The sequence below is a fragment of the Teichococcus aerophilus genome (assembly GCF_014490485.1).
Taxonomy (GTDB): domain Bacteria; phylum Pseudomonadota; class Alphaproteobacteria; order Acetobacterales; family Acetobacteraceae; genus Pseudoroseomonas; species Pseudoroseomonas aerophila.
Map to the genome: position 1 here is coordinate 131,592 of NZ_JACTVA010000001.1, position 17,060 is coordinate 148,651.

Below are 17,060 nucleotides of genomic sequence, written 5' to 3' on the forward strand. Positions count from 1 at the left end.
CTGGCCGTGACCCGCTGCACCGCGACAGAAAAGGACGCTGCCGTGACCAACAACAATGCCTGCAACTGGACCAAATCCGACGACGCGATGGTCGAGCACGCGCTGCGCCACGGTGCTGGCCGGCGCGAGTTGCTGCGGATGCTGATGGCCGGCGGCGTCGGCCTTGCCGCCGCCGGCACCATCCTCGGCCGTGCCGGCACGGCGCTGGCACAGACCCCGGTCTCCGGCGGCCACGTCAAGGCGGCCGGCTGGTCGTCTTCCACCGCCGATACGCTGGACCCGGCGAAGGCCTCGCTGTCCACCGACTATGTGCGCTGTTGCGCACACTACAACCGGCTGACCTTCCTGGATGACAAGGGCGTCACACGGATGGAGCTGGCGGAGACGATCGAAACCAACGACGCCAAGACCTGGACCATCAAGCTCCGCAGCGGCGTCACCTTCCACAGCGGCAAGACGCTGAGCGCGGCTGACGTGGTGTTCTCGCTGCAGCGGCATCTGGACCCCGCCGTCGGCTCCAAGGTCAATGCCATCGCCAAGCAGATGGCCGGCTTCCGGGCCGTGGACCCGCTGACGGTCGAGGTCACGCTCTCCGCCCCCAATGGCGATCTGCCGACCATCCTGGCGATGCACCACTTCATGATCGTGGCTGACGGCACCACTGATTTCTCCAAGGGCAACGGAACCGGCGCGTTCATCTGCGAGCGGTTCGAGCCGGGTATCCGCTCCATCGGCCGGCGCAACCCGAACTACTTCAAGAACGGCCACCCCTACCTGGACAGCTTCGAGTTCTTCGCCATCGCGGACGACACGGCGCGCGTCAATGCGCTGCTCTCCGGCGATATCCAGCTCGCCGCCGCCATCAACCCGCGTTCCATCCGGTTGCTGGACCGGGCGCCGAACATCGTGCAGTCCCGCACCACCTCCGGCAACTATACCGACCTGAACATCCGGCTCGACCTCGCGCCCGGGGACAAGGCGGGCTTCGCCGAAGGCATGAAGTACCTGATCAACCGCGAGCAGATCCAGAAATCCGCGATGCGCGGCCTGGCCGAGATCGCCAACGACCAGCCGGTGCCGCCCGGCAATGTCTACCGCAATGAGGAACTGGCGCCGAAGCCCTACGACCCCGAGCGGGCGAAATCCCTCTTCCAGAAAGCCGGTGTGCTGGGGCAGAGCATCCCCATCGTGGCATCCGAGGCCGCCGGTTCCTCGCTGGACATGGCGGTGATCGTGCAGCAGGCGGGTAACGCCATCGGCATGAAGTTCGACCTGCAGCGGGTGCCGTCCGATGGCTACTGGTCCAATTACTGGCTGAAGTCGCCGGTGCATTTCGGCAACATCAACCCGCGGCCGACGCCGGATATCCTGTTCTCCCTGCTCTATGCCTCCACCGCGCCCTGGAACGAAAGCCGCTACCAGTCGGAGAAATTCGATGCGATGCTGCTGGAGGCGCGCGGGTCGCTCGACCAGGGCAAGCGCAAGCAGATCTATGGCGAGATGCAGGCGATGGTGGCGAACGATGCCGGCACCGTCATCCCGGTCTACATGTCCAGCGTCGATGCCATCTCGGAGAAGTTGAAAGGCCTGGCCTATAGCCCGCTCGGCGGCATGATGGGCTACGCCTTCGCCGAGTACGTCTGGCTGGAACGGTAGGCTTCGTACCAGCTTGTCCGACCGTGTGTCCGCCTCATGGCGGGCACACCACGCCCCTTTGCGGGAGTTCGCATGCATCCCACCCTCTGGCTTATGCTGGGCCATCGCCTGCTGATCGCGCTGCTGACGCTGGTCGTCGTCTCGCTCGTGGTCTTCATGGCCACCGAGGTGCTGCCGGGCGACGTGGCGCAGATCCTGCTCGGCCAGGCCGCAACGCCGGAAGCCGTGGCCGGGCTGCGCACCGCGATGCATCTGGATGACCCTGCCTTCCTGCGTTTCCTGCGCTGGTTCGGCGGGCTGGTCACCGGCGACCTCGGCACCTCCTACGCCAACAACCTGCCGATCACGACGTTGATCGGCGGCCGGCTGGTCAGTTCGCTCAAGCTGGCGGGGGCGACGGCCCTGTTCTCGGTACCCGTCGCGCTGACGCTGGGTATCACCGCCGCCATGTTGCGCGGCAGCGTCTATGACCGTGCCGTCACGGTCGCAACCATCACCGTCATCTCGGTGCCGGAGTTCATGGTGGCGACGTCGGGCGTGCTGATCTTCGCCGTGTGGCTGCAGTGGCTGCCCGCGCTCTCCTTCTCCCGCGATGTGCAGAGCTTTGGCGAATTGCTGCGCGTCTATGCCATGCCGGTGATGACGCTGAGCTTCGTGATCTCGGCGCAGATGATCCGCATGACCCGCGCCGCGGTGCTGGAGGCGCTGGGCACGCCGTATGTGGAGATGGCGCTGCTAAAAGGCGCCTCCCGCAGCCGCATGGTGCTGCGCCACGCCTTGCCCAACGCCATCGGCCCGGTGGTCAATGCCGTGGCCCTTTCGCTCTCCTACCTGCTGGGCGGCGTCATCATCGTCGAGACCATCTTCAACTATCCCGGCATCGCCAAGCTGATGGTCGATGCCGTGGCCACGCGGGACCTGCCGTTGATCCAGAGCTGTGCCATGATCTTCTGCTTCGTCTACCTGCTGCTGATCACGACGGCGGATATGGTCGCCATCATCTCCAACCCGAAGTTGCGGTGACCATGCGCCCCCAAGCCCTGCCCAGCCGCCGGCCCGCCTTCCGCTTCAACCTGGTGGGCTGGGTCAGCCTCGCCATCATCCTGTTCTGGGCGCTGGCCGCCATCGCCGCCCCCGCCTTCGCGCCGCATGGCGTCGGCGACATGGTCGACGACGACTATTTCGGCCCGATCAGCTGGGCGCTGCCATTGGGCAGCGACTATCTGGGGCGGGACATGCTCTCCCGCATCATCTACGGCACGCGCTACACTGTCGGCATCTCGCTCGCCGCCGTGCTGATCGCCTGCACCACCGGCGTGGTGCTGGGCATGACGGCGGCGACGGCCGGCGGGTGGCTTGATACGGTGCTGAGCCGGGGGCTGGACGCGCTGAGTTCCATTCCCAGCAAGCTGTTCGGGCTGGTGGTGGTGGCGGCCGTCGGCTCTTCCATCCCGGTGCTGATCATGACGCTGGCGGTGATCTACATGCCGGGCGCCTACCGCTTCGCGCGCGCGCTGGCGGTGAATGTCAGCACCATGGATTTCGTCACCGCCGCCCGCATCCGGGGAGAGGGTACGCGCTACCTGATCGGCGCCGAGATCCTGCCCAACATCATCGGGCCCGTCTTCGCCGATATAGGGTTGCGCTTCGTCTTTATCGTGCTGCTGCTCTCGGGCCTGTCCTTCCTCGGCCTCGGCGTACAGCCGCCGAATGCGGATTGGGGTGCGCTGGTACGGGAGAATATCGGCGGCCTGCCCTTCGGTGCGCCGGCGGTCATGGCACCTTCCCTGGCGATCGCCAGCCTCACCATCTCGGTCAACCTGCTGATCGACAACCTACCGCGCAAGATCCGCGACCGGAGCGCCTGATGACCCAGCTGGTCGATATCCGTGACCTCCGCGTCGATGCCACCACCGATGCCGGGCGGCGCATCGAGATCATCAAGGGCATCAGCCTCACCGTTGCGGAAGGCGAGATGGTAGCCTTGATCGGGGAGAGCGGGTCGGGCAAGACCACCATCGCGCTGTCGCTGCTCGGCCATGCGCGGGATGGCTGCCGCATTGCCGGCGGCAGCATTCTGGTCGCGGGGCAGGACATGGCGAAGCTGTCGGAGCGCGAGCGTGCGAAGCTGCGCGGCACCGTCGTCTCCTACGTGCCGCAAAGCGCCGCCGCGGCCTTCAACCCGTCGTTGCGCGTGATGGACCAGGTGATCGAGATCACCCGCATCCACCGCCTGATGCCGCGTGCGGAGGCCGAGGCGCGCGCCGTCGCGCTGTTCCGTGCGCTGTCCCTGCCGGAGCCGGAGCGGATCGGCGCGCGCTACCCGCACCAGCTCTCCGGCGGCCAGTTGCAACGCCTCGCTGCCGCCATGGCGCTGATCGGTGATCCACGGCTGGTGGTGTTCGATGAGCCGACGACGGCCTTGGACGTCACCACGCAGATCGAGGTATTGCGCGCCATCAAGTCGGTGATGCGCGGCACCAGTGCCGGCGGTGTCTATGTGTCGCACGACCTCGCCATCGTGGCGCAGGTGGCGGACCGCATCGTCGTGCTGAAGAATGGCGAGGTGCAGGAGGAAGGCCCGACCGCACAGATCCTCTCCGCCCCGCGCCACCCCTACACGAAGGCACTGCTGGCCGCCTTCCGGCCGGAGACGGTGCCGGCGCAGCCGGCGGCGCCCGAAGCGGAAGCCGCCGCGCCGCCGGTGCTCGAAGTGGATGACGTGTCGGCCGGCTATGGTTGGGTGCCGGGCCGGGCGATGCCGCTGATCCGCGCGGTCAAGAATGTCAGCTTCCGGGTGGAGCGCGGGCGCAATATCGGCATCATCGGTGAATCCGGCTGCGGCAAATCGACGCTGGCTCGCACCATCGCCGGCATCATGCCGGCCTGTGGCGGCGGCATCAGCCTGGAGGGGCAGCGCCTGGCGCCTTTGGCTGCCCAGCGCAGCCGGGAACAGCTGCGCCGGTTGCAGATCGTGTTCCAGTCGGCCGACACGGCGCTGAACCCGGCCAAGCAGATCGGCGAGATCATCGGCCGGCCGCTGACGTTCTACCAGAGCCTGCGCGGCGCGGCGCGGGAGGCCCGGGTGGACCAATTGCTGGATATGGTGCAATTGCCCCGCCCGCTGAAGCACCGCCACGCGGCGGAACTTTCCGGCGGGCAGAAGCAGCGCGTCAACCTGGCGCGCGCCCTGGCGGCGGACCCCAGCGTGATCCTGTGCGACGAGATCACCTCCGCGCTCGATACCGTCGTCGCTGCCGCGATTATTGAGCTGCTGCGCGAGTTGCAGAACGGGCTTGGCCTGTCCTATGTCTTCATCAGCCACGACCTGCCGACGGTGCAGGCAATCTGCAACGAGGTGGTGGTGATGCGCGGCGGCGAGAAGCTGGAGCAATGCCTGGCGATGCAGGTGGGGGACCCGTCCGGTCACCCGTATTCACAGCTGCTCATGGCCTCCGTCCCACGCCTTGATCCCAGCTGGCTGGATGGGCTGGACCATCACCCGCAGCTGGGGCGTGCTCCGCCGGGGTGAGGCCGTGCTATCGCTCCTGCGGGAACAGGCTGCGCAGCGGCATGTGTGCCTTGATAATCGGCGACTTCAGCACGACGAAGCTGAAATACTTGTCGATGCCGACATCCAGCTCTACCAGCCGCTCCATGATCAACTGGTACTCGGCGATACCGCTGGTGATGAATTTCACCAGGTAGTCGTAGCCGCCGGAGATGAGATGGCACTCCACCACCTGGTCCAGCCGCTCGACGGCGGCGAGGAAGCGCGCGAAATCGGATTGCCGGTGGTTCTTCAGCGTCACTTCGGTGAACACCGTCAGTGCCTGGCCGAGCTTGGCGATGTTGATGCGCGCAGAATAGCCGGTGATGTAGCCATCCTGCTGCAGCTTCTTGACGCGGATCAGGCAGGGGCTGGGCGAGAGGTTCACCAGCTCGGCCAGCTCCACATTGGTGATGCGGCCGTTCTTCTGCAGCTCCACGAGGATCTTGATGTCGATCTGGTCGAGCTTCATCGGTGGGTCGTCGCTTTCAGGGGGGGCGGGGCAGGGCATTCCGCCGCGCCATCAATGGGGCAGGGCGCGGGTGCTGGCCGCAGTGCCACCCCCGTGCCTGGGCGCAGAATGCTGCGGAATGCCACGCAGGGACAGGAGATTCTGCCGCGTCGCGGCGAAGCCCGGCGTCCGCGCTGCGCCGCCGCGCGATAGAATACGGCAGGAAGGGAGACGTGCATGCCTGTGCCGCTACTGGAGATCGAGACCGACGCCGTGTTGCCGGCGGAGGTGGATGTGGTGGTCATCGGCGGCGGCATCGTCGGCGCCTCGGCCGCCTATTATCTGGCACGCAGGGGTGTCTCCGTCGCATTGGTCGAGAAGGGGCGGATCGGCGCCGAGCAATCCAGCCGTAACTGGGGCTGGTGCCGCCAGCAGAACCGGGATGCGCGGGAATTGCCGATGGCGACCGCCAGCCTCGCGCTGTGGGACCGGCTGGCGGAAGAGACGGGCAGCGACCTCGGCTTCAACCGCTGCGGCCTGCTGTATCTGAGCGACGATGAGGCGCAACTCGCCGGCTGGGCGCAGTGGCGTGATTTCGCCGCCGGCCATGGCGTCGTCACCCACATGCTCTCGGCCGACGAGGCCTCCGCCCGTGGTGCCGCCACCGGCCGGCGCTGGAAGGGTGGCGTGTTCTCGCCCACCGATGGCATCGCGGACCCTGGCCGGGCGGCGCCGCTGATCGCGCTCGGGGTGCGGCAGGCGGGCGGCAGCGTGCATCAGTTCTGTGCCGCGCGTGGGTTGGAGACGCAGGGCGGCCGCGTCAGCGGCGTGGTGACGGAGGCGGGGACGATCCGCACCTCCACCGTCATCATGGCGGGTGGCGCCTGGGCTTCCTCCTTCCTCAACCAGTACGGGCTGCGTTTTCCGCAGGCTTCGGTGCGGGCCTCCATCCTCTCGGTCGCCGCGCCGGCGGTGGCGTTGCCGGATGCGCTGCACACCACCAATGTCTCGGTCACGCGGCGGGGCAGGAACAGCTTCGCCCTCTCCATCAGCGGTGGCGCGCGGGTCGACCCGACGCCGCAGCAACTGACCTTCGCCAGGCAATTCGTGCCGCTGTTCATCAGCCGGCGCCGCAGCCTGGCGCCCGGTGGCCTGCAGGGCTGGCGCGCGGGGCACGAGACACGCCGCCGGTGGCGCCTGGATGCACCGACGCCGATGGAGGCGTGCCGCATCCTCGACCCCACTCCCGACCCGAGGCAGGTGGAGGAAACCCTGGCGCGTGCCCGTCGCCTGCTGCCGGCGCTGGAGGGGCAGCCGGTCACGGCGCGTTGGGCCGGCTATATCGACAGCACGCCGGACGCCGTGCCCGCCATCGGCCCGGTGGAGGGCATGCCCGGCCTGATCCTGGCCGCCGGCTTCAGCGGCCACGGCTTCGGCATCGGCCCTGGCGCCGGCCATCTGGCCGCAGACCTGGCCACGGGCGCGCCGCCGATCGTCGACCCCGTGCCCTATGCGCCGGCGCGGCTGGCCGGTTCGGCGTGGGGACGGGTGGCGGGATATTGAAGGCGGCCAGGCCCGGCCTACCAGCCGCCGAAGCGTGGCCACTCGGCCAGCGCCGCGTCCGGGTCGGTGGGCAGGACGGTATAGGCGTCGAACTGCGCCGCGGTGGCGCAGGCATGGTTGGGCAGGATGCGCAGCCGCGTCCCCACCGGGATCTCCGGTAGTGTCTCGCCGCTGCCTGGGCGCAGCGCGAGGATGCCATGCTCCTGGTTGGCGGCCGAGAGGATGAGGCCGGGGATCACCCGGCCCTCGATGTCGCAGGCCAGGCCGTAGCCCTGGTCCACCGCCTGCTGCGCCGTGCCGCGGTCGCGTGAGAGCGCCATCCAGCCGGCATCAACCAGAATCCAGCCGCGTTCCCGCTGGTGGCCGATGACCGTGGTCAGCACCGAGAGCGCGATATCCCCGGTGGTGCAGACGCCGATGCCCGCCATGACCAGATCGAAGAACACATAGACGCCCGCGCGCATCTCCGTCACGCCCGTCAGGTCACGTGCCGCGTGCGCGGTGGGGGTGGAGCCGACGCTGACCACGGGGCAGGGCAGTCCAGCCGTCCGTAGCGCCCCGGCGGCGGCCACGGCGGCGGCGCATTCACGCGCGGCGAAGGCGGCATGCGCTGCCTCCCCCACCACGTTGTAGCTCTCCCCCGCATGGGTAAGGACGCCGCGCAGCGACGCGCCCAGCATCCGGCCGATCTCGACCAAGGCCGGGTCCTCGGGGCTGACGCCGCCCCGGTGGCCGTCGCAATCGATCTCGATCAGGGCTGGGATGGCGTTGCCGGCGATGCGGGAGGCCTCGGCCACCGCCGCCGCCTGCTCGGGCGAGTCCAGGATCACGCTGAGGTCACACCCGGTGGCGCGCAACGCCAGCACTCGCGCCAGCTTCTGCGGCGCGATGCCGACGGCGTAGAGGATGTCTCGCACCCCCGCCCGCGCGAATACCTCCGCCTCCTTCAATGTCGAGACGGTGGCGGGGCCGGTGCCGCCTTCCAGCACCCGCCGGGCGACCTCGACCGATTTGGCGGTCTTCAGGTGCGGGCGCAGCGTCACCCCATGCGGGGTCATCCGTGTCCGCAGGCGGGCGACGTTACACAGCATCCGGGCTTCGTCGAGCACAAGTCGCGGGGTGGGCAGGGCGTCGAGGCATTCGGCATGGGTCATGGTACGGAGCCTAGGGACCAGCACATTCAGGCGCCATTCAAGCATTCTGAATCCTGCATTAAGCTGCAGCTTCATGATGACCCCACAGGACCTCCGCTTCGTTGCCCTGATCGCCGCCGCATCCTCCCTGGCTGCGGTAGCGCGGCGGCTGGATATCTCACCCTCCGCCGTCACCCAGCGCCTGCGGCATCTGGAGGAGCGGCTACAGGTCCGGCTGGTGGACCGTTCCAGCCGCCGCCTGCAACTGACCGCGGAGGGGTCGATGCTGGCCGAGCGCGGCGCCGCCGTGCTGGCCGAGCTGGAAGCGATGACGGAAGCGCTGGCGGCCGGGCGCGGCGCCGTCACCGGCCATCTGCGCGTCGCCGCTCCCTTCGGTTTCGGCCGCGCCTACGTCGCGCCTGCCATGGTGGCGCTGCGGCAGGCGCACCCCGGGCTGGAGATGAGCCTGATCCTGTTCGAGGACCCGGCCCATAGCCTGCGGGATGGCCAGTGGGACGTGATGGTCCATGTCGGGCACTTGCCGGATTCCCGGCTGGTGCTGCGCCGGCTTGCCCCCAACCGCCGCATCCTCTGCGCCGCGCCCGCCTACCTTGCCGCCCATGGCACGCCGTCCCAGCCGGAGGACCTGCGGCACCACGCCTGCGCCGTGATCCGCGAGAACCAGGCCGACACCACCCTATGGCCCTTCACCCATGCGGAGGGGCACGGCACGGCCATCCGCGTCCACCCGGCGCTCGCCAGCAACGATGGCGCGGTGGTGCGGCAATGGGGGCTGGCCGGGCTCGGCATCATCCTGCGCTCGGAATGGGATGTGGCGGAGGACCTGCGCAGCGGGGCACTGGTGGCGCTGGTGCCGGACTGGACGCCGCCGCCGGCGGACGTGGTTGCGCTGCTCGGCGCCCGCAACGGGCGGATGGCGCGGACGGAGCGGTTCCTGCAGGTGCTGGGGCAAGCCCTGCGGCCGGTGCCTTGGCGGGGGTGATCTGGGCGGAAGGTTGGTGGAGGGAACTCCCCCAAACCCCCTCCTTTTCTGCAAGTTTTCCGGGAGGGGGTGGGGCGGTGCGCGAGACAGAGGGGCCGATTTTACCCCTGGTTGGCCGGGATCCCGGGACCGTTGCAAGGGTGAAGGGCATGAGTTCTGCGGTGACATTGCAAGCGACCGACAGTGAATTCACCAAGCCTGTGGTATGGTCGGTACCTTCTTCCTGACCTTCGCTTTGCCGCCGTCGTTCAAGGACGAAGAAGCCACGCCATAGATTCATATTCAGGCTGATGCAGCGGAAGACCGCCAACGGTCGTCATTAACTGAAGCGGCAGCTCTGATCTCGCGTTTATCCGCCTTCGATATTGGCGTCAGGCTTTCCAGACACAGCCACAAGAGCTGAATCCGGTGCCAGGAGAAGAACGTCGCATCAACGGTGCTGCAAAAAAACAGCAGAAAAAAAGAAGGGGTCTGGGGAACTCGTCCCCCAGCCTTCCTGCTTCTGAATGGAACCCTCTACCGGTCCCGCCTCGCCAGTACCGCGCGGGTGTAGTCGTAGGTCGTGGCTTCGTAGGTGATGCCGCGGCGCGTCGCCCAATAATTGGTCAGGTGGTAGAGCGGGATGATGGCCACGTCATCCATGGCGGTGGAGGTGGCCTGGTTCATCAGCGCTTCCCGCGCGCCATCGTCCAGCGTCGCCATCGCGCGGGCGATCAGTGCATCCAGTGCTGGGTTGGAATAGCCCGAACGGTTGAAGCTGCCGGTCAGCTTGCTGCGGTCGTAGCTGGCGACGACGTTGACCAGCGGGTGGCCCGCATGGCCCGGGCTGGCCCAGCCCCATAGGCTGACCGGGAATTCCATCCGGGCGGAGCGCGGTCCGTAGGCCGAGAGCGGCATCAGCTCCACCGTGGTCTGCACGCCGATGCGCGTCCACATCTGCGCGATAGCCTGTGCCGCCACGGGGTCGGTCGGCCGGGCGTTGGAGGCGACGTTGAGCGTCATGCGGAAGCCGTCCGGATAGCCGGCGGCGGCCAGCAGGCGCTTGGCGGCATCCGGGTCTTGCGCCGGCACAGGGATGGACGGGTCGTGCGAGTACAGGCCGCGCGGCAGGAACTGCCCGGCGGGCTCGGCGGTGCCCTGCATCACCCGTTCGGCTAGGCTGGCGCGGTTGATGGCGAGGGAGAGTGCCTGCCGCACGCGCTTGTCCCGCATCGGGTTGGCGGCCAGCGGCTTGCCGTCATTGTCCGTGACGCCAGGTGCCACCTCGGCGGACTGGTTAGGGGCCAGGTAGACGAGGCGCAGCCCCTGGCTGGACGTGACCGTGAAACCGGGCGAGGTGCGTAAACGCGGCAGGTCGTTGACGGAAGGTAGGTCGATCAGATCGACGCCGCCGGAGAGCAGGGCGGCGGAGCGGGCGCCGGCATTGGGCAGGTAGCGAAAGGAGACGCGGTCCCAATCCGGGCGCGGGCCCCACCAGTTCTCGTTCCGCTCCAGCTCCGCGCTGTTGCCGGGGGTGTAGGAGCGGAGGATGAACGGACCGGTGCCGATGGCGGCGCGGAGCGCGTTGTAGTCATCCGTCGTCGCGCCCTCGCCCGCGTGGCGGGAGATGATGGCCACCACGGAAAGGTCGATCGGCAGGTTAGGCGCGGGGCCGTCGGTGTGCAGCAGCAGGGTGAGCGGATCGACCACCTCGACCCGCGTGATGGAGCGGACCTGGCCGGCGAAGCTGGCCGTCGCGTTCGGCACGTTCGGTACGCGGCCGATGGTGAAGGCCACGTCGTCGGCGGTGAAGGGCCGCCCGTCGCTGAAGCGCACGTCGGGGCGCAGCTTGAATTCCCACACCGCGTCCCCGGCCGGCCGCCAGCTCAGCGCCAGGCCCGGCGCCAGGCTGGAATCGGGCCGGCGGTCGGTCAGTGTCTCGAAGATGTTGTAGGTGAGCGTCTGGGTCGAGGTGCCCTGGTTGAAATGTGGGTCGACCGAACTGGGTGCGGCGCTGATGCCCATGGTCAGCACGGATTGCGCGGCGGCGGGGGTGGCCAGCAGCAGGGCGGCCAGCGCCAGGGCGGCACGTTGGGTGCGGGCGTCCCGGCACCGCAGGTCATCGCTCAAGGCATGGGCTCCTGGTCTGGCGGCGAGGGCCGCAGCTGCATGTAGATCGAGGGGTCGCGGACCGGCGCGAAGCCGAGCGAGGCATAGACGCCGTGCGCGTCGCGCGTCGCCAGCATCCAGTTCCGCACGGTGCGCAGATCCGGGTGGGCCAGCGCGGCGGCGCCAAGCGCGCGGCCCAGCCCCTGGCCGCGATGCGGCGGCAGCACGAAGACGTCCCGCAGATAGGCGAACAGGGCGCCATCCGTGACCACGCGCGCGAAGCCGACCATCGCGCCATCCGCCGCATAGGCGCCGAAGGGCAGGGAGCCGGCGATGGAGCGCTCGATCAGCGCGCGGTCCAGCCCCAGGGCCCAGTAGGATTCCTCGATGAGGAAGGCGCAGATCCGCCCCATGTCCAGGCACCGCCGGTCGGTGGAGAGGCGGTAGGCGCCGTGGGGATGCTCGAAGGGTGCCGTCTCGAATGGCAGCATGGCGGCGGGCGTCATGTGAAGCGGCCGATATGGAAGGGCTCGATTGGGGTGGTGGTGGTGCCGGTCGCGATCAGCTCGGCCATCACGTCGCCGACGCCGGGGCCGATCTGGAAGCCGGCGCCGCAGAAGCCGAAAGCGTAGAACAGGCCTGGCCACTTCGCGCTCGGGCCCATCACCGGGATCTCGTCGTGCATGTAGCCTTCGATGCCGCTCCAGGTGCGGATAATGCGCAGGGCGCCGAGTGCCGGCACCATCCGCCGCAACTGAGTGAACTGGTGCAGCGTGATGTCCGGGTTGGCGCGGTGGGGCGGCGCGTCCAGCTCCGCCGGGCCGTGGCCGGTGCCACCGAAGACGATGTTGCCGCGCTTGACCTGGCGCAGATACAGCACCTCGCGGATTTCCTTCGTCGTGACGCCCAGCACAGGCAGCAATGCGTAGGGCACCGCTTCCGTCACGCCCATCTGCGGGCCGCGCACCACCATCGGCACCGGCTCGCCCAGCCGTGCGGCGATGCGCCCGCCCCAGGCCCCGGCCGAGACCTGCAGCACGGGGGCGCGCCAGACCCGGCCATCGGCCGTGTTCAGCCGGTAGCCGCCGCTCTCGTGCTCGATCGTCAGCACTTCGGCCTCCTCCTCGATGCGCGCGCCGGCGCGGCGGGCGGCACGGGCGAAGGCGGGGGCGGCAAGGCGTGGGTTGGCGTGGCCGTCATGGGGGGAGTAGGAGCCGGCCATCACCTCGGGCGACAGCCATGGGAAGCGGGCGCGGACGGCGTTGCCGCTCAGCAGTTCCAGGTCCAGCCCATAGGGGCGGGCGCCGTCGCGGTAGCTCTCCATCGTCGCCACGGCTTCCGGCGTGTAGGCGACGCGAAGATGGCCGCTGGGCAGGAATTCCACATCCTCCCCCAACAGTTCCGGCAGGCGGCCCCAGATGGCGCGGGAGCGGTTGGCGAGGGGAAGCTGCGGCAGGAAGCGGCCCTGCCGCCGCACATTGCCGAAATTGATGCCGCTGGCCTGCTGCCCGACCAGTCGGCGTTCCAGCAGGATGACCGAGAGGCCGCGCTGGCGCAGGAAGAAGGCGGTGGCGGCGCCCATCAGGCCGCCGCCGAGGATCAGCACATCCGCGCGGTTCTCGCTCATCAGGTGCTTTCCAGCGTAGAGGCGTCGTCCGCCAGCGCGGCGACGGGCAACGGCTTTACCGGCGCCTGGCCGCGTAGCCGCCCCGCCACCTCGACCGGCACGCCGCGCGCGGCGGCGACGATTTCCGCCCCCGCGATGCCGCAGAAGCGCCCCTGGCAGCGGCCCATACCGGTGCGGCTGAAGGCCTTGGCGCGGTTCATCTCCGGCGCGTCCAGCTCGGTCGCGCTCTGGCGCAGCGCGCCGGCGGTGATCGCCTCGCACCGGCAGACCAGCGTCTCGTCCGGCAGGCTGGCAACGAGGCCGGCGGGCCAGGGGAAGGCGAGGGCGAGGCCGCGTCGGAACCGGTCCATCACCTGGCGCTGCCGCCGCAGGGCCGCCACGTCCTGGCCGGGCGGTGCCGGCAGGCCGAGGTCTTTCAGCACGGCCAGGGCCGCCAGCCGCCCGGCGATCTCGGCACCATCCGCGCCGAGGATGCGGGCGCTGTCCCCGGCCAGGTAGATGCCAGGGGCACTGGCGCGGCCGTCCTCGTCCGCACGCGGCAGCCACTGGCGGCTATCCGCGTCGAAATCGAAGGCACAGCCGGCGAGGTCGGCGAGCTGGCTCTCCGCCCGCAGGTGCCAGCCCATGCCGACGGCGTCGCAGGCGATGACTTCTTCGCCGCCATCCGGCGTGGCGATGGCCACGCCCGCCACGCGGGTGCCGGCGGCATCGGCCAGCACCCGGCGCGGCACCACGCCGCGGCGCATCGTCACGCCCGCGCGCATCAGTTGCGCGATCAGCACCGCGCCCTTGGCCAGCAGCGCCGGGCGGGCGGCCATCAGGGGCAGGCCTTTCCAGCGTGCGCCCGGTGGAGCCGTGTCCAGCACCGCCGCCACCTGCGCCCCGGCCTTCACGTATTGCGAAGCGACCAGGTAGAGCAGCGGCCCGGTGCCGAGGAAGACGACGCGGCTGCCGATGGCGCAGGCCTGCGCCTTCAGCGCGATCTGCGCGGCGCCCAGGCTGAAGGCGCCGGGCAGCGTCCAGCCGGGCAGCGGGATCATCCGGTCGGTGGCACCGGTGGCGATGAGCAGTGCGTCGAAAGGCAGGCGGCGCGCGCGCTCCTCCCGCTGCACGTACAGGGCGCCGCCGTGGATGTTCCAGGCCAGGGTCTCGGGCAGGTACTCGATGGCCGGGCCCAGCCCGTCGAAGGTGGCGTGCAGGGCGGTGGCCCGCCCGGCCTCGGTGCCATAGAGGGTGCGGGCGTCGCGGCGGAAGCCGGGGGGCTGGCGGCGATAGATCTGCCCGCCGCTGGCGCGGCCTTCATCCACCACCGTGGGGCGCAGCCCGGCGGCGGCCAGCAGCTCCGCCGCGCGCGTGCCCGCCGGGCCGGCGCCGACGACGATTACCCGAGGGGCGGCCATGGTGCCTCCCGCGTCACGATGCGCAGGCTGGGCTGGACCGGAGTGCCGCAGGCGCGCAGCCGGCCGCCGTCCTCGGTCCAGACCCAGCAATCCTGGCAGGCGCCCATCAGGCAGAAGCCGGCGCGCGGCCCGTCGCCGAATTCGGACTGGCGCAGCGCGCCGGCATTCAGCAGCAGCGCGGTCAGCAGCGTGTCCCCCTCCAGCGCCGTGGCGGGCTGGCCATCAATGGTGAAGGCGACCGGGGCGCGGTGCGTCTCGCCCAGGCGCCGCAGCAGGGGCGCGGTGGCGGCGGGAGGGGTCGTCATGATCCGACTGCCCGCATCTGCCATGTCATCGGTGCGCCCCTTTCGCTGCTGGGGGGGCAGGATCGGACGGGCGCGGCGGCAGGTCCAATCGCTTCTGTGCCAGCCTCCAGAACCTTGGGTTATTGCCGGGCGGGCCATAACCCGGGGTTTGCGGGGACGCCCGAGAAGTCATTGGCCCGCCCTATGCGCCGCGTGCCAGTGATCTGTGCCGCAAGAGGAGAGATGGCATGGGCTGGCGCGTTGGGGTCGATGTTGGCGGCTCCTTCACTGATTTCGCGGCGCTGGACGAGGCGGACGGACGCCTCGTCACCCTCAAGGTCTTCTCCCGCCCCGATGCGCCGGGCGCGGAGATCGAGCAGGGCCTCGGCCTGCTGGCCTCGCAGCACGGCGTGGCGCCGCAGGATGTGGCCTACTTCACCCATGGCACCACGGTCGGCATCAACACCGTCATCCAGCGCTCCGGCGTGCGGTTGGCGCTGTTCACGACGGCGGGGTTCGAGGATGTGCTGGAGATGGCGCGGCTGAAGATGCAGCGCTACCACAACCTGTATGCCCGCCGGCCGGAGCCGCTGATCCCGCGCGACCGTGTGTTCGGCATCGAGGAGCGCATCCGCGCCGATGGCAGCGTGCCGATGCCGGTGTGCCGCGACAGCCTGCTGGCCGCGCAGCGTGCCGCCCGCGCCGCGGGGGCGGAAGGCATCGTGCTCGCCTTCCTGCATGGCTGGCGCAGCGACGTGAACGAGCGTGCTGCGGAGGCCATCCTGCTGGAGGCCGACCCCGCATTGCCGGTGTTCCGCGCCAGCGGCATCTGGCCGATCATCCGCGAATACGAACGGACCATCACCGCCTGCATCAGTGGCTACGTGCAGCCGCGCGTGGCGCATTATCTCGACCGGTTCGAGGCGACGCTGGCGCGGCTCGGTGTGCCGGCGGCGCCGCGCATCACCCGCTCCAACGGTGGCGTCATGGGGGTGCGGCAGGCCAAGGCGGAATGCGTGCAGATGGTGCTCTCCGGCACCGCCTCCGGCGTCATCGGCGCCGGCTTCATCGCCCGCGAATGCGGTTTCCCGAAGCTGCTGACGCTGGATATCGGTGGCACCAGCGCGGACCTCGCGGTGCTGACCGATGGCGAGGCGCAATACGGCACCGGCGAGGTGATCGGCGACTTCCAGATCCACATCCCCTCCGTCTCCGTCACCTCCATCGGCCAGGGCGGCGGTTCCATCGCCTCGGTGGATGATTTTGGCGTGCTGCAGGTGGGGCCGCGCAGCGCCGGCTCCTCCCCCGGTCCCGCCTGCTACGGCAAGGGCGGCACGGAGCCCACCATCACCGATGCCGTTGCCGTGCTCGGCCTGATCGGGCATAGCGAGTTAGGCTACAGCGCCGTGCGGCTGGACGTGGCGGCGGCGCGCGCCGCCGTCGGGCGGCTCGCCACCAAGCTGGGTACGGGGACGGAGGAGACGGCGGCCAGTATCCTCGATCTCTCCATCTCGGCCATGTACGCCGATGCGAGTGGCCTGATCTCCCGCTTCGGGCTGGACGCGCGGGAATACAGCCTGCTGGCCTTCGGCGGCGCCGGGCCGATGCTGGCCTGCTTCCTGGCGCGGGAGCTGAACATGGCCGGCGTGGTGGTGCCCCCCACCCCGGGCGTGCTGAGCGCGTTGGGCGGCCTGGTGGCCGACCTGCGCAGCGACTTCATCCGCACCATCTACGCCACGCTGCAGCTAGGTGCGGAAGCCCCGCTGCAGGAGGCACTGGCGGCGATGCGGCGCGATGCCACCACCTGGCTGGTCGACGAGCAGGGCTTCGCCGGCACCCCGGTGCTGACCCTCTCGGCCGAGATGCGCTATCGCGGCCAGTCCTTCGAGGTGGACACGCCGCTGGACCCCGCCTGGGTCGAGGCTGGCGACATCGACGCGCTGCGCGCCGCCTTCGACGCCGAGCATGAGCGCCTCTACGGCCATGCCGATGCCGAGGAAGCCGTGCAGGTGGTGACGCTGCGGCTGGTCATTGCCGGCGAAACGCCAAAACCCCAGCTGCGGCGCATTGCCGAGGCCACGGGCCAGCCGGCACCGCAGGCGACGGTGCAGGCCTTCCTGGAAGGCGCCTGGCAGCCGGTGCCGCTCTATGCGCGGGACGCGCTGCGCGCCGGCCACACCTTCCTCGGCCCCGCCATCGTCGCCCAGCCCGACAGCACCACCTGCATTCCGGCCGGCTTCGCCGTGGCGGTGGATGGCTTCGGCAACCTCATCATCACCCCGCAAGCCCGTTGAGGACGCAGAGC

14 protein-coding genes are annotated in these 17,060 nt (G+C 69.6%); 7 read left to right on the forward strand and 7 right to left on the reverse strand.

What is annotated here, in order from left to right:
• The first annotated feature begins 42 nt into the window (after positions 1–42).
• The 4 genes from IBL26_RS00545 to IBL26_RS00560 all read left to right on the forward strand — a co-directional run bounded on the left by IBL26_RS00545 (position 43) and on the right by IBL26_RS00560 (position 5,188).
• Positions 43–1,656 (forward strand): ABC transporter substrate-binding protein, encoded by a 1,614-nt coding sequence (locus IBL26_RS00545; RefSeq protein WP_367615337.1) that lies wholly within the window; start codon positions 43–45, stop codon positions 1,654–1,656.
• A 72-nt stretch (positions 1,657–1,728) separates the two neighbouring features.
• A complete protein-coding gene (locus IBL26_RS00550) occupies positions 1,729–2,679 on the forward strand; it encodes an ABC transporter permease (RefSeq protein WP_187782484.1) in 951 nt (316 codons plus the stop codon).
• A 2-nt stretch (positions 2,680–2,681) separates the two neighbouring features.
• Positions 2,682–3,524: an ABC transporter permease gene (locus IBL26_RS00555; protein WP_187782485.1), complete on the forward strand. Its 843-nt coding sequence runs from the start codon at positions 2,682–2,684 to the stop codon at positions 3,522–3,524.
• Positions 3,524–5,188, forward strand: a complete 1,665-nt coding sequence (locus tag IBL26_RS00560) for an ABC transporter ATP-binding protein (protein WP_187782486.1) — start codon at positions 3,524–3,526, stop codon at positions 5,186–5,188. The genes IBL26_RS00555 and IBL26_RS00560 overlap by 1 nt, the downstream gene beginning before the upstream one ends.
• Positions 5,189–5,195: 7 nt before the next feature.
• Here IBL26_RS00560 and IBL26_RS00565 read toward each other — a convergent pair whose 3' ends face one another.
• On the reverse strand, positions 5,196–5,678 hold the full coding sequence (locus tag IBL26_RS00565; protein ID WP_187782487.1) for an Lrp/AsnC family transcriptional regulator: 483 nt from the start codon (positions 5,676–5,678) through the stop codon (positions 5,196–5,198).
• Between the two features lie 216 nt (positions 5,679–5,894).
• Between IBL26_RS00565 and IBL26_RS00570 the strand changes: the two genes are divergently transcribed.
• Positions 5,895–7,220, forward strand: coding sequence for an NAD(P)/FAD-dependent oxidoreductase (locus IBL26_RS00570; RefSeq protein ID WP_187782488.1), 1,326 nt, complete (start codon positions 5,895–5,897; stop codon positions 7,218–7,220).
• 17 nt (positions 7,221–7,237) lie between these two features.
• On the opposite strand, the gene IBL26_RS00575 is transcribed toward IBL26_RS00570, so the two are convergent.
• The gene (locus IBL26_RS00575) at positions 7,238–8,374 is read right to left on the reverse strand and encodes a DSD1 family PLP-dependent enzyme (RefSeq protein ID WP_187782489.1); all 1,137 of its coding nucleotides are present in this window, start codon (positions 8,372–8,374) and stop codon (positions 7,238–7,240) included.
• 76 nt (positions 8,375–8,450) lie between these two features.
• On the opposite strand from IBL26_RS00575, the gene IBL26_RS00580 reads away from it, so the two are divergent.
• Entirely contained in the window at positions 8,451–9,356 is a 906-nt protein-coding gene (locus tag IBL26_RS00580; RefSeq protein ID WP_206684103.1) for a LysR family transcriptional regulator, read from the forward strand.
• 516 nt (positions 9,357–9,872) lie between these two features.
• Here IBL26_RS00580 and IBL26_RS00585 read toward each other — a convergent pair.
• The 5 genes from IBL26_RS00585 to IBL26_RS00605 are packed head-to-tail and all read right to left on the reverse strand — an operon-like array spanning position 9,873 to position 14,776.
• Positions 9,873–11,465 carry an ABC transporter substrate-binding protein gene (locus IBL26_RS00585; protein ID WP_241748815.1) on the reverse strand — a complete coding sequence of 531 codons (1,593 nt, stop codon included), beginning with the start codon at positions 11,463–11,465 and terminating at the stop codon, positions 9,873–9,875.
• Positions 11,462–11,950, reverse strand: coding sequence for a GNAT family N-acetyltransferase (locus IBL26_RS00590; protein WP_206684104.1), 489 nt, complete (start codon positions 11,948–11,950; stop codon positions 11,462–11,464). Before IBL26_RS00590 ends, IBL26_RS00585 begins: the two co-directional genes overlap by 4 nt.
• Entirely contained in the window at positions 11,947–13,071 is a 1,125-nt protein-coding gene (locus IBL26_RS00595) for an NAD(P)/FAD-dependent oxidoreductase (RefSeq protein ID WP_187782491.1), read from the reverse strand. Before IBL26_RS00595 ends, IBL26_RS00590 begins: the two co-directional genes overlap by 4 nt.
• Positions 13,071–14,471 carry an FAD/NAD(P)-dependent oxidoreductase gene (locus IBL26_RS00600; RefSeq protein ID WP_187782492.1) on the reverse strand — a complete coding sequence of 467 codons (1,401 nt, stop codon included), beginning with the start codon at positions 14,469–14,471 and terminating at the stop codon, positions 13,071–13,073. Before IBL26_RS00600 ends, IBL26_RS00595 begins: the two co-directional genes overlap by 1 nt.
• Positions 14,453–14,776: a (2Fe-2S)-binding protein gene (locus tag IBL26_RS00605; RefSeq protein WP_187782493.1), complete on the reverse strand. Its 324-nt coding sequence runs from the start codon at positions 14,774–14,776 to the stop codon at positions 14,453–14,455. The genes IBL26_RS00600 and IBL26_RS00605 overlap by 19 nt, the downstream gene beginning before the upstream one ends.
• A 227-nt stretch (positions 14,777–15,003) precedes the next feature.
• Here IBL26_RS00605 and IBL26_RS00610 point away from each other — a divergent pair, with 227 nt between their 5' ends.
• The gene (locus IBL26_RS00610; RefSeq protein WP_187782494.1) at positions 15,004–17,049 is read left to right on the forward strand and encodes a hydantoinase/oxoprolinase family protein; all 2,046 of its coding nucleotides are present in this window, start codon (positions 15,004–15,006) and stop codon (positions 17,047–17,049) included.
• Positions 17,050–17,060: the final 11 nt, after the last annotated feature.

Coding starts and splice junctions, on each gene's coding strand:
- IBL26_RS00565 (WP_187782487.1), bottom strand. CDS start 5,678: ATGAAGCTCGACCAGATCGACATCAAGATCCTCGTGGAGCTGCAGAAG.
- IBL26_RS00595 (WP_187782491.1), bottom strand. CDS start 13,071: ATGAGCGAGAACCGCGCGGATGTGCTGATCCTCGGCGGCGGCCTGATG.
- IBL26_RS00575 (WP_187782489.1), bottom strand. CDS start 8,374: ATGACCCATGCCGAATGCCTCGACGCCCTGCCCACCCCGCGACTTGTG.
- IBL26_RS00580 (WP_206684103.1), top strand. CDS start 8,451: ATGACCCCACAGGACCTCCGCTTCGTTGCCCTGATCGCCGCCGCATCC.
- IBL26_RS00560 (WP_187782486.1), top strand. CDS start 3,524: ATGACCCAGCTGGTCGATATCCGTGACCTCCGCGTCGATGCCACCACC.
- IBL26_RS00570 (WP_187782488.1), top strand. CDS start 5,895: ATGCCTGTGCCGCTACTGGAGATCGAGACCGACGCCGTGTTGCCGGCG.
- IBL26_RS00550 (WP_187782484.1), top strand. CDS start 1,729: ATGCATCCCACCCTCTGGCTTATGCTGGGCCATCGCCTGCTGATCGCG.
- IBL26_RS00610 (WP_187782494.1), top strand. CDS start 15,004: ATGGGCTGGCGCGTTGGGGTCGATGTTGGCGGCTCCTTCACTGATTTC.
- IBL26_RS00605 (WP_187782493.1), bottom strand. CDS start 14,776: ATGACGACCCCTCCCGCCGCCACCGCGCCCCTGCTGCGGCGCCTGGGC.
- IBL26_RS00590 (WP_206684104.1), bottom strand. CDS start 11,950: ATGACGCCCGCCGCCATGCTGCCATTCGAGACGGCACCCTTCGAGCAT.
- IBL26_RS00600 (WP_187782492.1), bottom strand. CDS start 14,471: ATGGCCGCCCCTCGGGTAATCGTCGTCGGCGCCGGCCCGGCGGGCACG.
- IBL26_RS00555 (WP_187782485.1), top strand. CDS start 2,682: ATGCGCCCCCAAGCCCTGCCCAGCCGCCGGCCCGCCTTCCGCTTCAAC.